The organism is Nocardia sp. NBC_01009 (assembly GCF_045208035.1).
Taxonomy (GTDB): Bacteria; Actinomycetota; Actinomycetes; order Mycobacteriales; family Mycobacteriaceae; genus Nocardia.
Map to the genome: position 1 here is coordinate 6088759 of NZ_CP108695.1, position 22153 is coordinate 6110911.

18 protein-coding genes are annotated in these 22153 nt (G+C 66.0%); 4 read left to right on the plus strand and 14 right to left on the minus strand.

Translation table 11 applies throughout. From position 1 onward, the window contains the following. Positions 1 to 98: 98 nt before the first annotated feature. Both OHA42_RS27340 and OHA42_RS27345 read right to left on the minus strand, forming a co-directional pair. Positions 99 to 746 (minus strand): pentapeptide repeat-containing protein, encoded by a 648-nt coding sequence (locus tag OHA42_RS27340; protein ID WP_406230676.1) that lies wholly within the window; start codon positions 744 to 746, stop codon positions 99 to 101. A 176-nt stretch (positions 747 to 922) separates the two neighbouring features. Beyond that, positions 923 to 2176 (minus strand): phthiocerol/phthiodiolone dimycocerosyl transferase family protein, encoded by a 1254-nt coding sequence (locus OHA42_RS27345; protein WP_406230677.1) that lies wholly within the window; start codon positions 2174 to 2176, stop codon positions 923 to 925. A 383-nt stretch (positions 2177 to 2559) separates the two neighbouring features. Between OHA42_RS27345 and OHA42_RS27350 the strand changes: the two genes are divergently transcribed. Next, positions 2560 to 4392: an AMP-dependent synthetase/ligase gene (locus OHA42_RS27350; protein ID WP_406230678.1), complete on the plus strand. Its 1833-nt coding sequence runs from the start codon at positions 2560 to 2562 to the stop codon at positions 4390 to 4392. A 92-nt stretch (positions 4393 to 4484) separates the two neighbouring features. Then, entirely contained in the window at positions 4485 to 5342 is an 858-nt protein-coding gene (locus tag OHA42_RS27355) for an SDR family oxidoreductase (protein ID WP_406230679.1), read from the plus strand. Here OHA42_RS27355 and OHA42_RS27360 read toward each other — a convergent pair whose 3' ends face one another. Beyond that, a complete protein-coding gene (locus tag OHA42_RS27360) occupies positions 5343 to 5843 on the minus strand; it encodes a GtrA family protein (RefSeq protein WP_406230680.1) in 501 nt (166 codons plus the stop codon). Positions 5844 to 5958: 115 nt separating this feature from the next. On the opposite strand from OHA42_RS27360, the gene OHA42_RS27365 reads away from it, so the two are divergent. Then, complete coding sequence (locus OHA42_RS27365; protein ID WP_406230681.1) at positions 5959 to 8331, plus strand: beta-ketoacyl synthase N-terminal-like domain-containing protein; 2373 nt, start codon at positions 5959 to 5961, stop codon at positions 8329 to 8331. Between the two features lie 12 nt (positions 8332 to 8343). Here the strand turns inward: OHA42_RS27365 and OHA42_RS27370 are convergent, their stop codons facing one another. Genes OHA42_RS27370 through gmd form a run of 8 tightly spaced genes read right to left on the minus strand, consistent with a single transcriptional unit; the run spans position 8344 to position 18277 of the window. Beyond that, complete coding sequence (locus tag OHA42_RS27370) at positions 8344 to 9693, minus strand: cytochrome P450 (RefSeq protein WP_406230682.1); 1350 nt, start codon at positions 9691 to 9693, stop codon at positions 8344 to 8346. 11 nt (positions 9694 to 9704) lie between these two features. Continuing rightward, on the minus strand, positions 9705 to 10994 hold the full coding sequence (locus OHA42_RS27375) for a flavin-containing monooxygenase (RefSeq protein ID WP_406230683.1): 1290 nt from the start codon (positions 10992 to 10994) through the stop codon (positions 9705 to 9707). Continuing rightward, on the minus strand, positions 10991 to 12556 hold the full coding sequence (locus OHA42_RS27380) for a glycosyltransferase family 87 protein (protein ID WP_406230684.1): 1566 nt from the start codon (positions 12554 to 12556) through the stop codon (positions 10991 to 10993). The genes OHA42_RS27375 and OHA42_RS27380 overlap by 4 nt, the downstream gene beginning before the upstream one ends. A gap of 57 nt (positions 12557 to 12613) precedes the next feature. Then, positions 12614 to 13792: a nucleotide disphospho-sugar-binding domain-containing protein gene (locus tag OHA42_RS27385; protein ID WP_406230685.1), complete on the minus strand. Its 1179-nt coding sequence runs from the start codon at positions 13790 to 13792 to the stop codon at positions 12614 to 12616. A gap of 4 nt (positions 13793 to 13796) precedes the next feature. Further along, a complete protein-coding gene (locus OHA42_RS27390; RefSeq protein WP_406230686.1) occupies positions 13797 to 14981 on the minus strand; it encodes a class I SAM-dependent methyltransferase in 1185 nt (394 codons plus the stop codon). A gap of 1 nt (position 14982) precedes the next feature. Next, positions 14983 to 15930: a GDP-mannose 4,6-dehydratase gene (locus OHA42_RS27395; RefSeq protein ID WP_406230687.1), complete on the minus strand. Its 948-nt coding sequence runs from the start codon at positions 15928 to 15930 to the stop codon at positions 14983 to 14985. A 1-nt stretch (position 15931) separates the two neighbouring features. Next, complete coding sequence (locus tag OHA42_RS27400; protein WP_406230688.1) at positions 15932 to 17200, minus strand: class I SAM-dependent methyltransferase; 1269 nt, start codon at positions 17198 to 17200, stop codon at positions 15932 to 15934. 54 nt (positions 17201 to 17254) lie between these two features. Beyond that, positions 17255 to 18277: a GDP-mannose 4,6-dehydratase gene (gmd, locus tag OHA42_RS27405; protein ID WP_406230689.1), complete on the minus strand. Its 1023-nt coding sequence runs from the start codon at positions 18275 to 18277 to the stop codon at positions 17255 to 17257. A 115-nt stretch (positions 18278 to 18392) separates the two neighbouring features. Here gmd and OHA42_RS27410 point away from each other — a divergent pair, with 115 nt between their 5' ends. Beyond that, entirely contained in the window at positions 18393 to 19121 is a 729-nt protein-coding gene (locus OHA42_RS27410) for a polyprenol monophosphomannose synthase (RefSeq protein WP_406230690.1), read from the plus strand. Here OHA42_RS27410 and OHA42_RS27415 read toward each other — a convergent pair. From OHA42_RS27415 to OHA42_RS27425, 3 genes are read right to left on the minus strand one after another with little or no spacing between them, the layout of a single operon-like run. After that, entirely contained in the window at positions 19099 to 19824 is a 726-nt protein-coding gene (locus OHA42_RS27415; protein ID WP_406230691.1) for a hypothetical protein, read from the minus strand. The two genes, OHA42_RS27410 and OHA42_RS27415, sit on opposite strands and share 23 nt — an antisense overlap. Next, the gene (locus OHA42_RS27420; RefSeq protein ID WP_328402094.1) at positions 19824 to 20237 is read right to left on the minus strand and encodes a hypothetical protein; all 414 of its coding nucleotides are present in this window, start codon (positions 20235 to 20237) and stop codon (positions 19824 to 19826) included. The genes OHA42_RS27415 and OHA42_RS27420 overlap by 1 nt, the downstream gene beginning before the upstream one ends. Before the next feature lie 15 nt (positions 20238 to 20252). Beyond that, entirely contained in the window at positions 20253 to 22100 is a 1848-nt protein-coding gene (locus tag OHA42_RS27425; protein WP_406230692.1) for a thioesterase domain-containing protein, read from the minus strand. Between the last annotated feature and the right edge of the window lie 53 nt (positions 22101 to 22153).

Sequence of the window (22153 nt, forward strand, 5' to 3'; positions counted from 1 at the left end):
CTGGGGCGCAGCTGGTCTCCGAGCACCACCCCGTCGATAGCGATGGAACTACGAACCTTCAATAGTTCAGCCTCGGCGATGACACACGCGAACCGCCGTCAGCTGTCGACGACGTTGATGCCGATCGCGCGGGCGAAATCGGGGGCAAGGTCCATCAGTTGACGACTGCTGATGGTCGCGCCGCGCAACGCGTCGATACCGTCGGCAATGCCGATGCTCACCGCGTCGCGGAGGTCGAACTTCTTCAGGCGCGCCCGGTTCAGTAGCAGTCCTTGCACCACCGTGCCGGGGAATGTCACATTGGTCAGCTCGGCGTCGCCGAAATCGGTGTGCCGCACAACGCAATCGACGAACGACACGTCGCGGAACTTGGCGCGGCGGAAGTTGACGGAGTCGAACTTGCAACCCTCGAATCGAACTCGCCGCAAATTGGCACCGCCGGCGTCCACACCGGACATGGCGCCCTCGATCAACTCCGCGTCCTGCCACGAGGTGTCGGCCAATTCCGTGCCGACCCATCGCACGTTGCGCACCCACACATCCGCGAATCGCGAGTACCGCATGCTGCCGCGATTGATCGAGAGCGAGGTGAACACCGCCTCGGAGAACCGCGCGTGGCCCGCCTCGACATCGTCGATGTCCGCGCCGCTCACCTGCACGCAGTCGTAGTCGCCCTCCTGCTCGAGCGGGCCTTCCAGCGGCTTCAGGTAGCTCGCGTAGGGCAGGTCTGCCAACTCGCGGGGCATCTCGCCCACCTCCCGGATTCAGTCGTCGACGGCGATCTCTGTCTACCAGGCGGGGCCGACACACCCTCGATACGCAGGTAGGCACGAGCTCAGCCGCACCCGGGCAAGCGGCCCGGGCGCGCATCATCCGATGGCGAGCCCGAACCGGGTCCGCTACTCGCGCGACGACACTCGCGTCACTGCGGGGAGCGGATTTCGGCGGCCGTGTGCAGTGTCGTTGTGAGCAACTCGATGCGACGCTGCTCCTGTGCTGCGGTCTGCGGCGGATGATGGATTTCGATGCTCAGCCGGTCGTCGAAGGTGCTGATAATGCGGGTGTTGGCCGCTGGCCTGCGCCCGGTTCGGTCCGGTTTCGCGATGAAGATCGAGCGAAAGTCGTCGATCCGCAGGTCCTGCTGCGCGGGCAGTTGCGGCACCCGGCCCCAGTTCGTCGCCATCACCATCCCGGGGACCCTGGGTGGTCCCGCCGCTGCCACATCGGGGATCTGCAGGGGCGTCTGCTGCACGAAACCCGAGTCCACGGCGGCCTGCAGGGCATCGCAGACGCCGCGGGCCAGGCCGATCAGCGTTGCCCCCGCGTCTGCACCAGGCACATAGTTCGTGAACCCCAGGACGTCGGTGCCGTCGGTCAGACCGATCGGGGGGCTGACCCTGGTGCGTAGATCGACGGAGTACGAGTACATGAGCTCGGTCAGCGGCAGTGCCCGAATCTCGGCCTCCATCAGTAGGATCGCTGCGGACACCAGCCCGTGCACCGTTACCTGTTCGCGGTGCCCGAGATCGACCAGCTGCGCCGTCGCTGCCTTACTCAGCCGGCATCGCGTCGTCTGGGACATCTGGTATCCGGGGTCGATGGTGTCCGGTGCGGGCGTTGAGGTCACCGCGAGCCCCGGCGCCGGTGCGGCGGCCGCCGGATTCGGAAACTTCTCGATGCCGCGGGCGGCCAGCAGTGCCTCCACGGGCTCCGGATAGGGATGGATCTCCGGTTCGGGCAGGCGGCCTTCGGTCGCAGCACGATAGAACAACCACAGATCGCCGAGGATGGCAAGGGCGTGGTACGCATCTGCCACGCTGTGATGGATCACCAGCGTGACGCTCGCGGAGTCGCCGTCGCGGACCACGCACAGCGCACCGACCGCTACGCTCTGGTCGAACTTCGCTCCGGTGAGCAGTTGCTCCGGATCACCGTCGACCACCGAGATTCCCGGCGCCGCCCCTGCCGCAGCCACCAGGACGTGCCCGCCGGTCTCGGCGGCCTCGAGACGAGCGCTCAGAATGGGGTGGGCGCGAACAATGGCGTCGAACGCCGTCGACAACGCATTCAGGTCCAATCGACCGGACACGCGAACCGAGTACCCGACGAAGACCTCGCCGAAGGCGAACATCTGTTCGCTCGGCGCCAGCAGACGGATGACGCTTGCTGTGGACATGTAGTTCCCTTCAGATGTTGCGTATCGCCCCGGAGATCGAGCCACCATCCACATGTCCGAGCCTGCGGCCGCTCCCAACGTCGCTACCCTGAATCCCCAGGTGCTGCTGAGTCTTTCAGGTCTCGGCGCTCGCCGTTGCCGCAATTCGTGCATCTCATGGGATGCTTCCGAGATTTCTCCGATGCGCGAAATTCGGTTCGCACGTAAGCCACCTCATGACCCGCGGACCTGACTACCATGAGTGAGCCGCGCCACTCTTGGCGCGCCGACTCGCGAGAAGTTGACAGAAGCACCGCTGCGTTCTGTCGACATCGGGTCTCGGACCGGACCCGTGCGGACGCCGCGAGATTCGGTTCAAGCCAGAGAAATCGGGAAACAGGGATATGACGACAACACTCATCGGATATGCGCACGAGTCGGGCAAAACGGTCTACACCTTGCCGGAGGCATTTCAGGAGACCCTGACGTTGCGGCCCGAGCAGGTCGCGTTGCGGACGGTCGGCGGCACCCAGGAGATCACGTGGCGTGAGTACGGCGAACGTGTGAAGTCGATCGCCGCGGGCCTGGCCCGGCTCGGCGTCGGGCACGGCGACACCGTCGGCATCATGCTCACCAACCGCCCCGAGTTCAATCTGGTCGACACCGCAGCGCTGCATCTCGGCGCGACTCCGTTCTCGGTCTACAACACCAGTTCGTCCGAACAGATCGCGCACGTGTTCACCAACGCGGCCAACAAGGTCGTTGTGACAGAACAGGTTTTCCTCGGTGCGGTGACCGGCGCGGGCGTGGACCTCGCGCACGCCATCGTGGTCGACGGTCCGGCCACCGGCGCCATCACGCTCGAGGAGGTCGAGGCCAACCCCCTCGACGACTTCGATTTCGACGCGGCGTGGCGCGCGGTCGCCGCCGACGATCTCGCCACCCTGATCTACACCTCGGGCACTACCGGCCCGTCCAAGGGCGTGGAGATCACCCACCTCAATGTGCTCGCCCAGATCATCGCGCTGGTCAACGGCCCGCTGCAGGTGGGCATGGACCACCGTACGGTGTCCTACCTGCCCGCCGCGCATGTGGCCGACCGCATCTCCGCACATGCCCTCAGCCTGACCACCGGCATCCAGATCACCACCGTCACCGACCCGCGCGAGGTGGCGGCCGCGCTGCCCGACGCCCGCCCGACTACGTTCTTCGGCGTGCCACGGGTGTGGCAGAAGATCAAGACCGGCATCGAGAACAAGCTCGCCACCGAACCGAGCGCGGCGAAGAAGGCACTTGCCAACTGGGCCATCGGCACCGGAATCGCCGCTGCCCGAGCCGATCTCGCGGGGAGGGGCCGTGGCCCGATGCTCTCCGTGCAGCACAAAGTGGCCGAGACGCTGGTGTTGTCGAAGCTGCGGCACGCCCTCGGCCTGGACGAGCTGAAGGTGGCGGCTTCCGGCGCCGCACCCATACCGCCGGAGACCCTCGAGTACTTCCTCGGCCTCGGCTTCGCCGTGACCGAGGTGTGGGGCATGTCGGAGACCACCGCCGTCGGCACCTACACCGAGTTGGACAAGCCGCGTCCCGGCTCGGTGGGCCGCGCCGTCGAGGGCATGGAACTGCGTCTGGACGCCGACGGGGAAGTCCTGGTGCGTGGCCCCATCGTCACCCGCGGCTATCGCAACATGCCGGAGAAAACGGCCGAAGCGATCGATGCGGACGGCTGGCTGCACACCGGTGACGTCGGAACCATCGACCCCGACGGCTACCTCCGCATTGTCGACCGCAAGAAGGAACTCATCATCAACGAGGGGGGCAAGAACATCGCCCCGAGCAATATCGAGAACGCGATGAAGGCCGCCTCCTCGCTGATCGGTCAAGCCATCGCGATCGGCGATGCCAAGCCCTACATCACCGCGCTGATCGTGCTCGACCCCGATGTCGCGGCCCTGCGTGCCAAGGAATTCGGCGCCACCGACGCCGATCTGGCCACACTCGCCACCCGCCAGGAGATCGTGGACGAAGTGCGCGCCGCGGTGCAGGCGGGTAACAGCAAGCTGTCGTGGGTGGAGCAGATCAAGCGCTTCACCATCCTCGACGCGGTATGGGAACCGGGCGGCGACGAGCTGACCCCGAAGATGTCGCTCAAGCGCGCCCCGATCGCCAGCAAGTACGCGGACGTAATCACGGCTCTGTATGCAAAGGAGCCCTCGGACAAGGTAATCAGCGTCAAGTAGCAGCCAACGCGCCGGCCGAAGGCGACCTCCGTGCGGGATGGAGGTCACCTTCCGCAGGCGGGGACGGACACCGGAGCAGGAGCACGAAGACCATGACGAAACCGGGATCGAAGTCACTGGCGGGCAAGACCATGGTCGTGACGGGCGGCAGCCGCGGCATCGGTCGGGCCATCGCACTGCGCGCCGCCGCCGACGGCGCGAACATCACGCTGCTCGCCAGAACCGATCAGCCGCATCCGAAGCTGCCCGGCACCATCCACACCGCGGCCGCGGAAATCGAAGCCGCAGGCGGCCGGGTGCTCCCGTTCGTCGGAGATGTCCGCGATGACGATACCGTGGCGGCGGTGGTGCAGGAGACGGTCGACCGGTTCGGCGGCATCGACATCGTGGTGAACAACGCCTCGGCGATCGACCTGACGCCCACCAACTCCATGACGATGAAGAAGTACGACCAGATGCAAAGCGTGAACACGCGTGCCGCGTACCTGCTGTCCAAACTGGCGATTCCACACCTGCGGGCGGCGTCGGCCGCCGGGCGCGACCCGCACATCCTCACGCTCTCCCCACCGCTCAACCTCAACCCGGCATGGACGGGCTCGTCGTTGGCCTACCTGGTCTCCAAGTACGGGATGAGCCTGACCACGCTCGGGCTCGCCGAGGAATTGCGTGAGGACGGCATCGCCGTCAACTCGCTGTGGCCGCGTACCACCGTCGCCACCGCCGCCGTGCGTAATCTGCTCGGCGGCGAGGCGGCGATCGCGAGGTCACGCACGCCCGAAATCTGTGCCGACGCAGCGCATCTCGTGCTCTGTTCGCCCGCGGCCGACGTGACCGGCAATTTGTTCCTCGACGACGAAGTGCTCACCGCGCACGGCATCACCGAGCTGGACCGGTACCGCGTCGTCCCAGGCGGCGGGCCGCTCGAACTCGATATCTTCGTGGACGCCTGACTACTCGGGTGGGCGTTCCAGCTGATTCGGGAACACCACCCGCACGAAGGCCCAGAACCGGAACACCATGCCGAGCGCGGTGCCGATCAGCTGCGCGGCCACGAAATCGGCTACGTTCTGGGTGAACCGGGAGACCTCGGGCACCTCGAGGTGGAGCATGTAGCGCGACACCCACAGCGGTGCGGTGTTGATCGCAACGGCGAGGAAGCTGACCGAATAGAACAGAGCTGCCTCATGGTGCCCGCGCCGCCCGCCGCGCGCGGCGAAGGACCACTGTTTGTTCAGGATGTAGGACAGCGTGATCGCCGCGAGCACAGCCAGCACCTTCGCAATGATCGGCTGCGTCTCGAGCACACTGCTCTTGAGAGTCAGAAAAACAGCGGTGTCCAGGGTGAACGCGGCCACCCCCACGGAGGCGAAGCGAATCAGTTCACGACGTCGTGCCTCGCCTCCGAGCACAGAGGTCACCCGAGTGAAAACGGGGCGATCGGAAAACAGCACAGGTAGAGTCTCGTCCGTATCTCTTTACCTCACAACAAGATCAGCGGATTTGCCGAAAGGCACCTGTCCGCCGGACACCTGGTCGGACGGAATCTCGGTGGGTGAGTAGGCGTTTGTGAAACGGAAGAAGCCGCAGCGGCGCACCAACCTCGACCAGGCGACGACCGCACAGAGCGCGCAGCCGATTGCCGTGGTCGGCATGAGCTGCCGATTCGCCGGCGGCGCGGATTCGCCGGAAGCCCTGTGGCGCTTGCTGATCGGCGAGGTCGACGCAGTCGCGGACGCGCCGCCGGCAGGTCGGTGGCCGTCCGGGAGTTACCACGACACCGAGCGCGACGCTCCCGGCAAAACCGTCTCGATCGCGGGCGCCTACCTGCCCGATGTCGAGCTGTTCGATGCCGAGTTCTTCGGGATCACCCCGCGCGAGACCGCCGATATGGACCCGCAGCAGCGGCTCGCCTTGGAATTGTCCTGGGAAGCGTTCGAGGACGCGGGAATTCGACCCGACGCCGTCCCCGACACCGGCGTGTATTTCGCCAACAAGTTCAACGACTACCGGGCAGTGAAGTTGCGGCGCGGCCCCGCCGCTACAACACCCTTCACCAGCACCGGCGATGTGGAGGGCATCATCGCGAACCGGGTGTCGTATTTCCTCGGTTTCGACGGGCCGAGCATGACGGTCAACGCATCCTGTGCGGGTTCGTTGGTCGCGGTTCACCTGGCCTGCCAGTCGCTGCGCGCGGGCGAAAGCGCGGTGGCGGTGGCAGGCGGCGTCCAGCTGAATCTCATCCCGGACACCGCGATCGGCCTGTCCAAGCTCGGTGTGCTCGCCCCTGGCGGCCGCTCCCGCGCCTTCGACGCCACTGCCGACGGTTATGTACGCGGCGAAGGCGGCGCGGTGGTCGTGCTCAAGCCGCTGTCGGCGGCATTGCGCGACGGTGACCGCATCTACTGCACCGTGCTCGGCAGCGCCACCAACAACAACGGCCGCCACCATCCGGGGACGGCATCCGACGGGGCGGGTAAACACAGCATGCCCGCCAGTAGCCCTGCCGGGCAGGAACAACTGTTGCGCCGCGCCTGTGCCCGCGCGGGCGTGGACCCGTCGACCGTCGACTATGTCGAAGCACACGGCACCGGCACCGCCGTCGGCGACCGCGCCGAGCTGACCGCTCTGGGGGCCGTCTACGGAGCGGCCAGGCGCAGTGGCACCGCACTGACCGTCGGTTCCGTCAAGACGAACATCGGGCACACCGAGGCGGCCGCCGGGATGGCCGGACTGCTCAAGGTCGCGCTCGCGCTGCGGCATCGCCAGATACCGCGCAGCCTGCATTTCGACCACCCCGCAGCGGATCTCGATCTCGCGGCGGCCAGCATCCGGGTCGCGAACACCCTGCTGCCATGGCCCGAACGGGAGGGACCGGCCCGCGCCGGGGTGAGTGCGTTCGGCTTCGGCGGATCCAACGCGCACGTGATCGTTGAAGAAGTCGCGGCAGAGATCGCGGATGGTCCGCCGCAGAATGTGCGCGCGACCTCGAGTGAGACGGAACTACGCTACCCAGAGCGTTTGATCGTATTGTCCGCACGCACCGAACCCGCACTGCGCGAGCAGGTTCGCCGGCTGCGCGACCACCTGTCGAGCCACCCGGGCATCACGCTCGAGGACCTCGCGCACACGCTCTGCCGCACGAGAAAGACTTTCGCGCAACGCCTTTCGCTGGTGGCGACCACCATGGCAGAGGTGAACAGCTTCCTGAACGAGAGACTCGGCGACACCGCGCCGATCGGTGTGTCGACCGAGACGGCCGACGCATCCCAAGCCTCGGCCTTGGTGGTTGCCGCAGCCCTGCGACCGGGTACAGTGCCGCGCCACCGGCTGCTGCAGGCGGTCGGCGCGCTGTTCGAACGCGGCGTCGACCCGGATTGGTCCGCCCTCGCCCCACCGGGTCATGTGGTGTCGTTGCCAACGTATCCGTTTCAGCGGCAACGCCATTGGGCCATCCCCACAGAGACCGAACCGATGCGGGACCTGCGCTCCGAAAGCACTGTGGTAGCGGGTAATTCGACGCAGGATCACGGGCGAGGCCACCGTGTCGGCCGCGCCGCGCTGAGTGACACGGTGGCGAAGGAACTGGCCGAGGTCGTCGGTGTCACGCCGGACCACATCGGCCGCACCCGGAACTTCGATCAGCTGGGTGTCGGTTCGGTGCACGCCGTCGAACTCAGCTCCCGTCTCGCCGCCCGCCTCGGCATCACCATCCCCGCAGCGATCATCTGGGGCCACCCCACCGTCGAACTCCTCACGGCCGAACTGTCCACCCGCCTCGAAGCGACGAACCACCCCGCAGCGCCACCGACAATCGGGGCACGTGAGCTCCCGGACAGCATCGAGCCCGCGCTCGCCGCCCGCCCGCCGCGGACATCGGCGGACGAGGAGGTTCTCTCCACAGCCGAACTACTGGCGCTGGGCCACGAACTGCTCGGCTGATCGCGACCGCCGTCAGGTCAGTGCCGGCTGGGTGGCCCTGCGCACGGGTCGGATCCGAATGCCGCACTCCGGGCGCAGGTTCACCGACGCCAGCGGCACCACCGGGTGCGCGCTGTCCAGCTCGAGCCGGAAGCGTTGCACGGTCATCGCCAGGATCAGCACCATCTCGGTCATCGACATGTCCTTGCCGAGGCAGATCCGCGGGCCGCCGGAGAACGGAAAGAACGCGAACTTGTGCCGTTCGGCCACTTCCTTGTCGGCGAAGCGCTCGGGCCGGAACTCCGCCGGGTCGTCCCACAGCCGCTTGTCGCGGTGAATGTAATACATGCACAACGTGACCCGAGCGCCCGCCGGGACGTGATACCCGCCGATCTCGTCGTCGGCGATCGGCGTGCGCTCGACGATCCACGCGGGCGGGTACAACCGCATCGTCTCCTCGATGACCATCCGGCAGTAGCCGAGCTGCCCGAGGTCGGCGAAAGCCGGGGTACGGTCGCCGAGCGCGTCGCGGACCTCGCTCGCGAGGCGTTCCTGGATCTGTGGGTGCGTGGCCAGCAGATAACACGCCCACGACAGCGCATTGGCCGGTGATTCGTGACCCGCCACGAGCAGCGTCTTGATCTCGTTGAGCAGGTCTTCCTCCCGCATGCCCTGCCCGCCCTCGTCGCGGGCGCGGACCAGCGCGGTGAGTACGTCCGAGGTGTCGCCGCCGCCCCTACGTTCCTCGATGAGCTGCCGTACGACGTCGTCGAGTTCGCCCACCTTGTGGGCGACCCGCCGCGCCGCCGGCGTCGGGAACGACTGCGGGAGCTTCACCGGGGCGTTGACCCGCTTCATGATGAACGCGAAGGCGGCTCGCATCGCATCGGTGACTTGCGTTGTGTCCGTTGACAAGTCGATGCTGAACAGGATCCGTCCGGTGACCGCGAGCAGCAGCTCGACGTAGTCGTCGTAGATGTCGCGATACTCGCCCGCCGCGGCATCCCAGCGATCCAGCATGGCCGCCGTGCTGCCGGTGATGTCGTCGGCGAATCCCTTGACGTGCGTATGGGAGAACGCCGGGCTGATCAGCTTGCGCTGCTTGCGCCAGTAGTCCATGTTGTTGGTGGTCAGCTGGCCGTCGCCGAGCAGGATACTGAACTCGTCGTAGATCGGGCTCTTACGATAGTTGGTGTAGTTGTCCTTGAGCACGTATTCGGTCAGCACCGGGTCCGCGACCAGGTAGACCAGCATCGGCCCGGCCTTCACCCGGACCACGTCGCCGTAGCCGTCGAGCAGACTGCCCACAGTGGCCAGTGGGTTCTTCGCCAGTTTCGGCAGCATACGGCCGGTTTCGACCAGTCCTGGACCAGGGGCTTTCATGGTGGGACCTTTCACTTCAACAGCTTCGCGTGCTTGCGCAGCTGGTTCACGTAATCCTGTTTCTCCACCACGAGCGGGTACTGCTCGGCGTGGTAAAGACGCAGTCCGGCATACAGATCGGGCTGCGCACCGTGGGTCGCGCGGACGAAGCGCTCGATCCGTTGCGGCCCGGCCGCTTTCGCCTGCACATAGTCGGCGACGAGTTCGGCCTGGTGCGTGTAGACATCCCAGTGGGAGCCGATCGGGCGCACCATCCCGACGACGAACAAGCCGAGCGCACCGGGCGGAAAGATGTTGAGGTACAGCCCCGGCCGCAGCGCCCCCTCGGCCCAGTTGAGGTGCACGCGGTCGACCACCGGATAGGTCGGCACGAAACCCGTTGCCAGGATGACCGTGTCGACCTTCTCCTCGCTGCCGTCGATGAAGGTCGCTCGGTCGTCCTCGATCGCGGCGATATCGGGTTTCGGCGTGATGTCGCCGTGCGTGTAGTAGTGGTGCAGCTGATCGCCGAGCATCGGAATGACGATGCCGTTGTCGAAGTCGGGCACCGGCAGCCCGAACGATCGGGATCGGCGGCGCAGGTAGGAGAACAGCGTTTGGAACGCTCGCTTGCGCATCGGCCGCCACATGCGTCCCTGCAGCATGCTGTCCGTGGGTTGCCCGAGCAGATACTTCGGCATGCAGTAGAACCCACGTCGACTGCTGTGCAGAGTCAGTGCCGCGTTCACCGCGCAGTCGGACAGGATGTCCGCCGCCGACTGCCCGGCGCCCACCACCAGGACGCGCTTGCCGATGATCTGTTCGGGATGTCGGTACTCGCTCGAATGCAGCACGGGCACTGTGCTGTTGCCGGGGATGTCGATGCGGCGCGGGGTCCGGTCGTGCCCGGTGGCGATGACCACGCCCGCGTACGACTTCCTGGTGCCGTCACCGAGGGTCACGTCCCATCCGGCCTCCGGTCCGTCCGTGGCGGGCTCGATCCGCCGCACCTCGGTGTTCAGCCGGATATGGGGTGCGAGTTCGTTGGCGTCGACGTAGTTCTGCAGATAGCGCAGGATCAATTCATGACCGGGATAGTCCGGATAGTCTTCCGGCATCGGAAAACCCGGAAACGCCTGCACCCCTTTCGAAGCGATCACATGAGTATTGCGGCTGACCGGCGAATCCGATCTACGCGCGTCCCAGATCCCGCCGATGCCGTCCGTCGCCTCCAGCACCTCGAACGCGATCCCGCGCGCGGCGAACGCCTGAGCGGTCACCAATCCGGCCGCACCGGCGCCGATCACACAGTAGGTGTTCATGCCGCACCGACCGGTTCGGGTTCCGACGCCGCGACGCCGCGGGCTTCCCCTGCCTCGGTACCGCCGCTCGCCCGCCAGGCCACCGCGAAGCAGGTGACGTAGATGATCGTCTGCGCAACCAGGGTGAAGTACACGTTCTCGTTGTAGACCGCGACAAGAAGCCAGGCCACGGTCAGCAGCGCGATGGTGCGCTTGCTCCCCCGCATCAAGCCCGCGTATACCGCGAACATCCACACCGCGCCGACCGCAATGTACACCCACGGCCCGAACGGCGCCCGGAACGAGGCCAGCGTGAGCACCGCCAGCCAGATGGCGAGGTTCTCGGCCCGGAACCTCGCACCTTCCGCTCCGGCGCGCAGCCGCCGGTGGATCCGCACCGCGGTGACAGCGACCAGGACTACCAGCAGCAGCGTATAGATATTGGTGATGAGCCGGGCCGGTCCGGTGGGATCGCCGATGTCCCAGCCCATAATGTTCGCCTTGTAGGGCAGCCCGTAGGGCGAATAGTTGACGAGCTGATTGGCCCGTTCGACGAGGACGAACTGATGGAACTCACCGCTGGCCAGCTTCTGCCAGGTGCCGTCGGACAGGAACAGCCGCCAGGGCTCACGTCCGAAGATGAGCAGCGTTGCAAGCGAATAGATTCCGCAGAATGCGGCGGTCCATGCCGCCGGTCGCCAACGTCGTTGTACAAGCAGATACACCAGCAGGATCGCCGGTGACACCTTGGCGATGATCGCGAATGCCAGTGCCGCGCCACCGAAGATGTTGCGACGCAAGTGGAACAGCACCATGGCGCCCGCACCGCCGACATACAGGATCAGCACGTGGACATTGCCGATCTGCAAGGTCGCCAGGGTGGGCAGACTGAGCCACACGACCGGCGTCAACGCGGCGAGCACGCCGCCCTGCTTACCGCCCACCCAGCGGGCGATCCCCAGCATGCCGATCAGCACGATGGCAACGTACAACGAGTAATACAGCGCCCGCAGTGTGCCGAAATCATGACTGAACACCAGCAGCAGCCGTGGCAGCAGCAAGAACGGCGGCGGGTACAGATAGGCGTCCCGGTCCTGCGGCTGCACGCTCGGCAGCACCGAATCCGCCTGCGGGGACTCGTACCGATGTCGGTTGTACAGGTTGGCCGGGTCGTCCTCGGCGACCAGCGCGCCGCTGACATAGCCGGTCAGATGGGACTTCTTCACCAGGAAGTCGTCCTCGGCCGACAGCGAACTGTCCACGTTGTTCGCGTCGAGAATGAACTGCGTCAGCCGGGCGAGCACCAGCACCACGGCGAGGATGACCACACTCCACAGCACCCGCACGACGATCGGCTTACTGCGCACCACGTCCCGCCATTCGACGGGCACCGACGGCACGAACAGGACGAACAGCACTGCCGCGCAGAGGATTCCGAGCAGCGCGGTAACCGCACCCGGTAGTCCGGTGAGCGACAATGTGATCATCACGATGGGGACGAGAATGCCGACGACGAACACCGCGTACATCGCAGCGTAGTAGTCGAGTGCGCCACGGAATCTCGTCCAGGTCCTGGATATCATGTACAACCTGCGCTTTCCAACTTCAGCATGGTCCTGCCCGAGGACGTCGCGGTGGTCTTATCTGATCCGCGCGCCGATGCGATCGGCGAGCTCCGGGACGATCTGCGCCACTACCTCGTTGGGCGTCGGCGCGTCACGGATATCGGCCCCGACCTGTTCGGCGGCGGCGCGGAACCCGGGTTCACGCAGCAGCGTCCCGATGGACTCGGCCAGGCCGTTCGTATCGGCTTGCGCGGCCGGATCTTCGGCTCCCTGACCCGCGCCCGCGCGCACTATGCCGCGGGCATAGTCGAACTGGTCGAACATCTGCGGCAGCACCAGTTGCGGCAGGCCGTACCAGCCGGCCGTGAGGCCGGTCGTCGAACCGCCGTGGTGCACCAGGAGATCGCATCCCGGCAGGAACAGTTGCAACGGCACCTCTTCGACAACACGGATGCGATCGGGCAACTCACCGACAAGCGCCCGATCGGTCGCGGAGAGCGCAACCACAATCTCGGCGTCCGCGACCTCGGACAGCGACTCGACAATCGCACGCAGTGGGCGCGGCCCGGTCAGGCTCAGCGTGCTGCCGCCCAGACAGACAGCGATCCGCTTGCGCCCCTGATTGTTTCGGTGCCAGTCGGGTAGCACGCCGGTCCCGTTGAACGGGATGAACCGGATCGGCGTGCCGGGCGGCGCGTCCGGCGCCTGCACACTCGCCGGGCAGATGTCGAGCACGGCGACGGGGTCGGCCAGCTCACCACCCGCCTGCGCGACCAATGCCGCGGTGCGTTCCATGAACGGCCCGCCGGTCGGATCGATGCCCCAACGGTGCACCAGCACAGGCAGATCCAGGACGGCTCCGAGTGCCCGACCGACGGTCGCCAGCGGGTCGGTGAGGACGACGTCGGCGCCCCAGTCCCTGGCCACGTCGGCGAACACGTCTACGTACCGGGTCGCGTGGTTGTACCAGTTCTGTGCGGCGATATGCCACAGACCCTGACCTGAGGCCTGATCCCGGTCGGCGAACAGCGGTAGCGGGAACATGCTCGGGTTCACCTGGGTACGCAGCTCGTCCATCGGCACGTTCAGTGCCGGCAACTCGACGGCGTTCAACCCGGAACGCCGCGCGGTGGCCGTGACGTCGCTGCGCGAGGCGACGAGCACATCATGACCGGCCAGCCGTAGCGCCCAGCAGAACGGCACCATCGCCAACAGGTGCCCGGACGACGGTACCGGGACGACGAGGAATCTCATACCGTCACTCCTTCGGCTTCATCCACTCCATCGGATTGGTATGCCGCGGTACCCATGATGGAGCGGATTGCTCGCTGTTGCGGCGCTTTTCGATGACGACGATGTTGTGGTAGAAGTGCACCGCGCCGATCCACTCGTCGTGCGGGCGGTGCTGCGGCCCCGCATCCTTCTCGAATTCCTGGTGGTGCAGCGCGTCGACAAGGGTCTTGAGATAGCCGACTGTGGTCGCCGGACTGTCGAGTTCGGTGCTGCTGCCGCCCCAGCCGGTCCAATACGAGGTCTGAGTGTCCTCCACCACGTACAACCCACCCGGACGCACGTGGGCGAACAGTGCCTCGAACGAGGCGATCACATCGCCGCTGATATGGCTGCCGTCATCGATGATGATGTCGAACAGACCGAGCGAACCACCGAGTTCGGCAAGCAACGCCGGATCCCCCTGGTCGCCTTGCAGCGGCTGCAACCGTGGTTCGGCAATGCCGGACTTGTCGAAGTAGTCCAGTCCATACACCATGCCACGACGGAAGTACTGCTTCCACATGCGCAACGAGGCGCCGCCGACGTTCGGTGCCTGATAGCCGCCGATACCCAGCTCCAGCAGCCGCACGCGACTGTTGCGCAGCGGTGCGAAGTGCCGCTCGTAGTGCTCGGTGTACCAGTGGCCGCCCCACTTGTCCGAGCCGAACCGCAGCGACAGCGCGCCGAGGTCGTAATGATGTGTGGCGCAAGCGGTCACGATGCCGTCAGCGGCGCGCGCCGCGGCATCGCGGGCCATCCGCCACGGGTCGTCCGGCGCGAAACTGCCCGGCCCCGGCTCGTCCTTCAGCGCGATCGAGCGGGTACCGATCCCGGCGTCGGGCGGCCCGTACACCGCGCGCAGCAACTCCACCAGATCCTGCCGCACCACCAGCCACGGATCCTCCAGGGTGCCGGGGGCGACGGCGGGGTCCTCGGCGCCGAAGGTAACCAGGTAATCCAGTTGCTTACCCTCGTGGGTCAACTCGAATACCGCAGTGACCGGCCGACTCGGCAGCACGCCGTCGCGGGCCCGCCAGGCGATTTCCTTCAGCACCGCGTCGATCACCGTTTCGGTGCCGATCTCGCCGAGTCGCGCCGCCGTCTCCTCGTAAACCCCGTCCGCGATGGAGATCAGTTGCGCGGCAAGGAGATTCTCGTCGTTCAGGTTCACGTCATCCATCCGTTCCGCCGGTGACCACCGGCCTCGCTTCGTCGACCAGGCACACCCCTTCGGCCGCGAGCATGGCTCGAACCAGGCCGCGGAAATCCACCGAGGGCCGCCATCCCGTCCGCTCGCGCAACCTGCGCGCGTTGCCCACCAGTGGCTGCTGGTCGCGGGTCAGCATGGCGGGGCGTTCGCGAACATGTTCTCGCCAGTCCAGTCCGGCCATACCGAACGCGACCGCGCAAAATTCCGCAACCGTGTGATATTCACCGGTCGCGACCACGAAGTCGGCCGGTTCGTCGAGGGCGAGGATCCGGGTCATCGCCTCGACGTAGTCCGGCGCATATCCCCAGTCCGCGCCCGCGTCGAGCCGGCCGAGTACCAACTCCTCCGCTGCGCCCTGCTGGATCCGGGCGACCGCCCGCACGATCTTGCGACTGACGAATTTCTCGGCTCGCAAGGGTGATTCGTGGTTGAACATGATCCCGGTCGACACGAACACGCCGCGCGCCCGATAGGCCCGGCAGGCCAATAGGCCTGCGGCCTTGCTCACCCCATAGATCGACTGTGGCCGCAACCCGCTGTCCTCGTCCCGGTCGGCGCCGTCGCCGGGACCGAACATATGTGAGGAGGCCGCATAGAACAGCCGGGTGCCGGTCTCATAGTGATCGATCGCCTCCGCGAAGTGCTGCACCGACAGCGTGTTCACCCGGTGCGAGTCGCGGGCCAGCTCGCGCGGATCCACCGGCGGATCCTGTGAGGAATGCTGGACTGCCGCAAGCAGATACACCTGCCGCGGTCGCTCGGCCGCAATCAGCCTCGCGACCGAATCGGCGTCGGTGATGTCGACCGGCCCAGCGCGGCTGAGCGGGAACACCTGGTGGCCACGCGCGCCGAGCAGGTTGATCAGCAGCATGCCGTCCTGTCCCGATGCGCCCGTGACGACGATGGTCATCTCATACCACCTCCAGCTCGGGCAGTGCGAATACGAGATGTCCACCAGCGGAACGGAACTCGCGTTCGCGCTCGACCATCATCGAGCGGAAGTGCCAGGGCAGCACGAAGTACTGGTCCGGCGCTTGCTCGCGCGCCTGCGCCTCGGACACGATCGGGATGCCGGTGCCTGGCGTGCACTTGCCGAACTTGTCGTCGTTGACCTCCGCGATGCACGGCAGATCCGATGGCCCGATCCCGCAGTGTTGCAACAGCACATTGCCCTTGGTGGAGGCGCCGTAGCCGAGCGTGCGCAGGCCGGCCCGCTTGGACCGGTCGAAGAACGACCTGACCTGCTCCCGATGCTGATCGACCCGCTTCGCGAAGTCGGCGTAGATCTCCGGTGTATGCAGGCCGAGACCGGCTTCCTCGGTGCGCATCCGCGCCAACTCGGCCGCATCAGCGGCGGTCGGGGCGCCCTGCTTGCCGAGCGTCAGCGCGAAACTGCCACCGTTGATGGTGTTGCGCTCCACCTCCAGCACCACGAAGCCACACCGCCGCGCCATCCACTCGATCTGGTCGAGGGTGTAGTACTCGAGGTGCTCGTGACAGATGGTGTCGTAGGACGTGGTGGCCAGCATGGCGGGCAGATAGCTCTGCTCCAGTACCCAGATGCCGTCATCGGTCAGGCTGGCGTGCACCTCGCGCATGAACTCCAGCGGGCTCGGCACGTCGTAGAACATGGCGATCGACGTGATCACCTTGGCGCGCCGGCCGTTCAACAGCGAGGCAACCAGCTCGCGAGAGAAGTATCCGGTCGCCAACCGCACCTGCGGGGGGTAGAACTCCCGGAACTTCTCCCCCAGCGGATCGATGCCCACCACGGTGGCGGCGGCGGCCGGGTACCACTTCAGCAATGTCGCGTCATTGCTGCCGATGTCGATCACCACATCGTCGGGTTCGAGGTCGACCCTGGCCCGGATCCGCGCCACCCGACGACCGAGATGATCGATCATCGAGCGATTCAGGCCGGAGCGGTATCCGTAACCAGCGGAATACATTTCGTCGAAGTTCGCAGTATGCCGCAGCTGCACCAGCCCGCAATCCTCGGCTCCGGTGCGCACACAGCGCACCAGCTCCAGCGGATAGCGCGGCACCTCGAACGGGTCGGTAGTCGGGAACACCCCGGTCAACGCCATCGTGCCGAGATCGACGACCGTTTCCAGCCGGGTGTTCTCGCACACCCGGCAGCGTTCAATCTGGCATGATCGGGGCCCTACGTGGTTACGCATGCTGCCTCCTCCGGGCCTGACCTCTCATGCAGCGGTGCACCGCCAACGCTTCCGTCACGCGTTCTCCATATCGTGGGCAACCATCAACTCCACCAACTCCGTGAAACTCGTCTTCGGCTCCCACCCGAGCTTCTCCTTGGCCTTACGCGGATCGCCGGTCAAATGGTGTACCTCGGCGGGCCGGAAGTAGGTGGGATCCACCTCGACGAGCACCCGCGAGGTGCGCCGGTCGATCCCCTTCTCCGCGAGTCCTGTTGCCTCCCAGACCAATTCGACACCAGTAGCCGAGAACGCTACCTCGCACAGCTCCCGAACGCTGTGCGTTTCTCCGGTCGCGATGACGTAGTCGTCCGGCTCCGGCTGCTGCAACATCAACCACATCGCCTCGACGTACTCCTTGGCGTAACCCCAGTCCCGTCGCGCGTCGAGGTTGCCGATGAAGAGCCGATCCTGTTTCCCCTGCGCGATTCGCACCGCACCGCGAGTAACCTTCCTGGTAACGAAAACCTCTCCGCGCCTGGGTGATTCGTGATTGAACAAGGTCCCGTTGACCGTGTACATCCCGTAGGCCTCGCGATGGTTCACGGTGATCCAGTATGCGTAGAGTTTCGCCACGGCGTACGGCGAGCGCGGGTGGAACGGCGTGTCCTCACTGAGTGCAACATCGTGCAAGCCGCCGTACAACTCCGACGACGACGCCTGGTAGAACCTGGTCGCGATGCCGGTCTTGCGGATCGCGTCCAGGATCCGCAGCGTGCCGATCGCATTGGTCTCCGCGGTGAATTCCGGTATCTGGAACGAGATGTGCACATGCGACTGCGCGCCGAGGTTGTAGATCTCGCTCGGCCGCACCACTTCCAGTATCCGGTTGAGGCTGCTGGAGTCCATGAGATCGCCGTAATGGAGAAACAACCGGCGTTGCGAGTGCCTTTCGGAATAAAGGTGGTCGATACGATCGGTATTGAAATTCGACGCACGCCTGACTATTCCGTGGACCTCATATCCTTGTTGCAACAGGAATTCGGTCAGATATGACCCGTCCTGGCCGGTGATGCCGGTTATCAAAGCCTTCCTCATCAAACCTCCAACCAGAGACTAACGGTTGTAGAAATCATGGGCAATACCTATGTTTCGGTCGCCGGACATACTAAAATTGGATCGCATGAGCACGGCCTCCGAAAGAACTCTGATAATGATTCCGACGTACAACGAGCGTCGCAACGTCGGGCCGTTGCTCGGTCAAATACTCGACCAGGGCACCGATTTCGATGTGCTCTTCGTCGACGACAACTCCCCGGACGGCACCGGCGAGCTGCTGGAGGACCTGGCGAGGGAGCACGCTCCGCGGATTCACGTGCTGCACAGGCCGGGCCGCAAAGGCGTCGGCTCTGCGCACCAGGACGGTATCCGATGGGCCTATTCCGAGGGATACGACAACATCATCACGATGGATTCGGATTTCGCACATCCGCCGTCGTATCTGCCGGCGCTGCGAGCCGCCGCGGCCGGTTTCGATATCGTGGTCGGATCGCGGTACCTCAAAGAGGACAGCCTGGCCGACTGGACTCCCTTCCGTAAGATCCTCACCCGGGTCGGGCATTTCCTCACAACGACACTGTTGCGGATGCCCTACGACGCCACCGGCGCTTTCCGATTCTACCGGCTCGACGCCGTTCCGGTCGGCGCTTTCGACCGGGTGCGGTCCACCGGATACTCGTTCTTCTTCGAAAGCCTCTACATCATGAACGCCAACGGTTTCCGCATCCAGCAGATACCGATTCACGTGCTCAACCGCACGGCGGGCGCGTCGAAGATGCGCACCCGCGACGTGGCGACCAGCGTTCGATTTCTGCTCGTGCTGTGTGCGGAGAAGTACCTCCGGCCGAGCAGGCACCGCATCAGTTCGCCGGCCCACCATTGATCCGCCTCCTCGAAAGCCAGTCGATCACCGTCGCCGCGTCCGGCCAATCGGACTCGGTGACGGTGGCCGGGAATTGGTCGTCGACATAGTCCTTGGCGAACTCCGACCGCGACCCCACCGCATCCCGCACCTCGGCCAGCGTCACCGTGGTGCGCGCGCCAACCTCACGCAGACCGCTGCTGCCCGAGTGGCGGGCGATCCATTCGGCGCACCACTCCACCGGGGCGAAGCTCTGCCGGGATCGCCCGCTGGCGAACACCGGACGGTCGGCCGCCATGTCCGCCAGCACGCCTTTGCGGTAGTCACCGCCATACATCGGGCCGAGCCGGACGATGAAAGTGTCTGTGCCGGTGCATAACTGCTCGGCGGCGGCGCGATTGCGGCCGTACACGGTGTCGAGTTGCGTCCGGGCCGAGATGCTGCTGATCTGGACGAACCTGTCCCACCTCCACGCATCCCGCAGCCACTCGGTCCTGGTCACCGTCTCGTCCCGGTCGGCGGCCGGATTGTGCTCGGCCCAAAAGCGTTTCGACGGGCACGCCGCATTGACCAGCACGGAGTAGCCGCCCGTGGTGCGCAGCCGTTCGTGGTGCGCGCGGACCACGGGCACCACCTCGTAGTCGGGGTGCCTGCCGAAAGCCTCGACCAACGCCGCGCCCACGTAGCCCGCGGCGCCGACCACGGCCACCCGTTGCCGGGACATCACCCATTGCCTTCCAAGGTGTGTGGCAGTGGCGCCACCTGGACGATCGGCGGATCGCACTCGTCCCACGGCTTGGTCAGCATCGCGATGAATGTCAGCGGCGTGATCGAGTACACCGTGTGCATCACCCCGATCGGCGTGCGCGTGCAGATCCCCTTGGACACGTGGATGAATTCCTCCGGGCAGTCAGGATCCTCGTGGTCGTCCTTGGTGACCAGCACGCCATTGCCCTCGACGAACAGCAGATACTCGACGAAGTGCGGGTGATAATGCAGGCCGCGCACCTTGCCCGGATGCATGTAGATCAGATTGAACTCCAGCAGCGGTTCCGGAGGCACCCAGGTGAATATGCCGCCGCGGCCGTCGCGGACCGTGTCGAGATTGCAGGACGGAGTGAGGACTTCGACCTTCATGGAGTGATCCCTTCATCAGGCGGGTACCGCGTTCGGATAGACGGTGCGCAGCTTGTCGGCGATGGAGTGGACCAGCGCGTCGCGCTGGTCCAGGAGGAAGAAGTGACCGCCCGGCAGCAGCTCGATGGAGCGAACCCCCGGCAGCACATCGCGCCAAGCCTCGAGTTGTGTGGCCGCCACCTGGCGATCGTCCCGTCCGCCGTAGAGGTGGACCGGGCAGGTCGGCGGCGGGTGCGGGACGAACCGATAGTCGTCGAAGATCTCGAAGTCGCTGCGCAATGCGGGCAGGAACAATGCCATCACCTCGGGCGAATCCAGGACCTCAGGTGGGATGCCGCCGTAATGCCCTACCGCGGAGAGGAATTGATCATCCGACAGGCTCGACAGACGTCCCGGCCGCGGCAGGTGCGGTGCCACCGACGCTGCGAGGAACAGCACCTCCGGAGTGACCCCCGCAGGGAGTCGGCGCGCGACCTCGAAGGCGGTCAGCGCACCGAGGCTATGGCCGAAGAAGGCAAACGGCAAGTCGGTGAGCGAAACCACCTGCGCCACTGCGGCATCCACCAATTCCCCGAATCCGCGCATTGGTGTCTGCCCGAGATGCCGGTGCCTGGCCGGCAATTCGACGGCGCACAACTCCACCCAATCGGGCAACCGGGTCCGCCACGGCGTGTAGGCCGCGGCCTTCCCACCCGCGAACGGCCAGCAGAACAGGCGCAACCGCGCAGGGGTGGTCTGCCGCCGATGCAACACCAGCCGATCCGCGGTGTCGCCCGCACCGAATGTGATTGATACGACCGGCTGTTCGGGTGATGGTGTGGGCCCTACACTCGGCGTGGGCGGCGGGGCCTGCGTCGTCGGCATGCTCGCCGCTGGTGGCACGGGTCGCGCACTCGGCATTCGCGCTGGGGTCGGCTCCGTGCGCACAGCCGCCTGCGGTGGCTCGGAATGGAACATCGCGAGATCACCAACGGTCACCAGTCGCGACACCTCCACCCCGACTGCCGCGAAGAACTTCGACAGGGGCGCCGAAGGGCCGATTTCGACGATCGCCGTTCCGGTGCGACCGAGTGCTCGCATATTGTCCTGCCAGCGGACCGGCGCGCTGATCTGGCGGACGAGATGATCGGAGAGTGTCTCGGGCCGGTGGAACTCGCCGGTGAAGTTCGAGGTCACCGCGGTCGCACGGTCCGCACGCAGCCGCGGCGCGCAGTCGGCGACGTACCCGGCGAATTCCGATTCTATCGACCGCATCAACCGGGAGTGGAAGGGTGCACTCACCCGCAGTGGAACGAACCGCAGCTCCGGAAGACGCTCGGCGAGGAGCACTCTGGCGGCCGCGACGGCCTCGGTGGCGCCGCTGATGACGAGTTGCTCCGGCGAGTTGTCGTTGGCGACCTCGGCGCCGACGCCGGCGACGAGTTCGGCCACTCCGTGCGCGGCGATGCCAGGCAAGATGAGCGCCGCCATCGCGCCACGGCCCTGCGCCACCGCCCGCTGCATGAGCGCACCGCGGGCTCGGACCAGTCGGACCCCATCGGCGAACTCGAGGACGTGGGCCGCGACCAACGCGCTGTACTCGCCGAGACTGTGTCCGCCGAATGCGACCGGCCGCACACCGCATTCGGCCGTCAGCACCCGGTGTGCCGCGATCTCCATGGTGAGCACGCACGGCTGGGTGTACTCGGTGCGATGCAGCCGCTGATCCCGTTCGACGCAGATCCGCAGCAGATTCTCCCCTACCGCCTCGGCCGCCTCGTCGAAAACCGCACGCGCGACCGGGAATTCGGCGCAGAAGTCCGCGCCCATCCCGACCCGCTGCGCGCCTTGACCAGGAAAGACGAGGGTGCACTCGGCATTCATCGCCCTACCTCCGCGGACCCCATCGGCAAGACGAACGCTGAATATGTGGGTCT

What these genes read in the sequence shown, in the direction of transcription:
- OHA42_RS27395 (WP_406230687.1), bottom strand. Translation starts at nt 15,930, where the DNA reads ATGACCATCGTCGTCACGGGCGCATCGGGACAGGACGGCATGCTGCTG.
- gmd (WP_406230689.1), bottom strand. Translation starts at nt 18,277, where the DNA reads ATGAGGAAGGCTTTGATAACCGGCATCACCGGCCAGGACGGGTCATAT.
- OHA42_RS27385 (WP_406230685.1), bottom strand. Translation starts at nt 13,792, where the DNA reads ATGAGATTCCTCGTCGTCCCGGTACCGTCGTCCGGGCACCTGTTGGCG.
- OHA42_RS27370 (WP_406230682.1), bottom strand. Translation starts at nt 9,693, where the DNA reads ATGAAAGCCCCTGGTCCAGGACTGGTCGAAACCGGCCGTATGCTGCCG.
- OHA42_RS27340 (WP_406230676.1), bottom strand. Translation starts at nt 746, where the DNA reads ATGCCCCGCGAGTTGGCAGACCTGCCCTACGCGAGCTACCTGAAGCCG.
- OHA42_RS27375 (WP_406230683.1), bottom strand. Translation starts at nt 10,994, where the DNA reads ATGAACACCTACTGTGTGATCGGCGCCGGTGCGGCCGGATTGGTGACC.
- OHA42_RS27420 (WP_328402094.1), bottom strand. Translation starts at nt 20,237, where the DNA reads ATGAAGGTCGAAGTCCTCACTCCGTCCTGCAATCTCGACACGGTCCGC.
- OHA42_RS27380 (WP_406230684.1), bottom strand. Translation starts at nt 12,556, where the DNA reads ATGATATCCAGGACCTGGACGAGATTCCGTGGCGCACTCGACTACTAC.
- OHA42_RS27410 (WP_406230690.1), top strand. Translation starts at nt 18,393, where the DNA reads ATGATTCCGACGTACAACGAGCGTCGCAACGTCGGGCCGTTGCTCGGT.
- OHA42_RS27350 (WP_406230678.1), top strand. Translation starts at nt 2,560, where the DNA reads ATGACGACAACACTCATCGGATATGCGCACGAGTCGGGCAAAACGGTC.
- OHA42_RS27355 (WP_406230679.1), top strand. Translation starts at nt 4,485, where the DNA reads ATGACGAAACCGGGATCGAAGTCACTGGCGGGCAAGACCATGGTCGTG.
- OHA42_RS27425 (WP_406230692.1), bottom strand. Translation starts at nt 22,100, where the DNA reads ATGAATGCCGAGTGCACCCTCGTCTTTCCTGGTCAAGGCGCGCAGCGG.
- OHA42_RS27345 (WP_406230677.1), bottom strand. Translation starts at nt 2,176, where the DNA reads ATGTCCACAGCAAGCGTCATCCGTCTGCTGGCGCCGAGCGAACAGATG.
- OHA42_RS27400 (WP_406230688.1), bottom strand. Translation starts at nt 17,200, where the DNA reads ATGCGTAACCACGTAGGGCCCCGATCATGCCAGATTGAACGCTGCCGG.
- OHA42_RS27415 (WP_406230691.1), bottom strand. Translation starts at nt 19,824, where the DNA reads ATGTCCCGGCAACGGGTGGCCGTGGTCGGCGCCGCGGGCTACGTGGGC.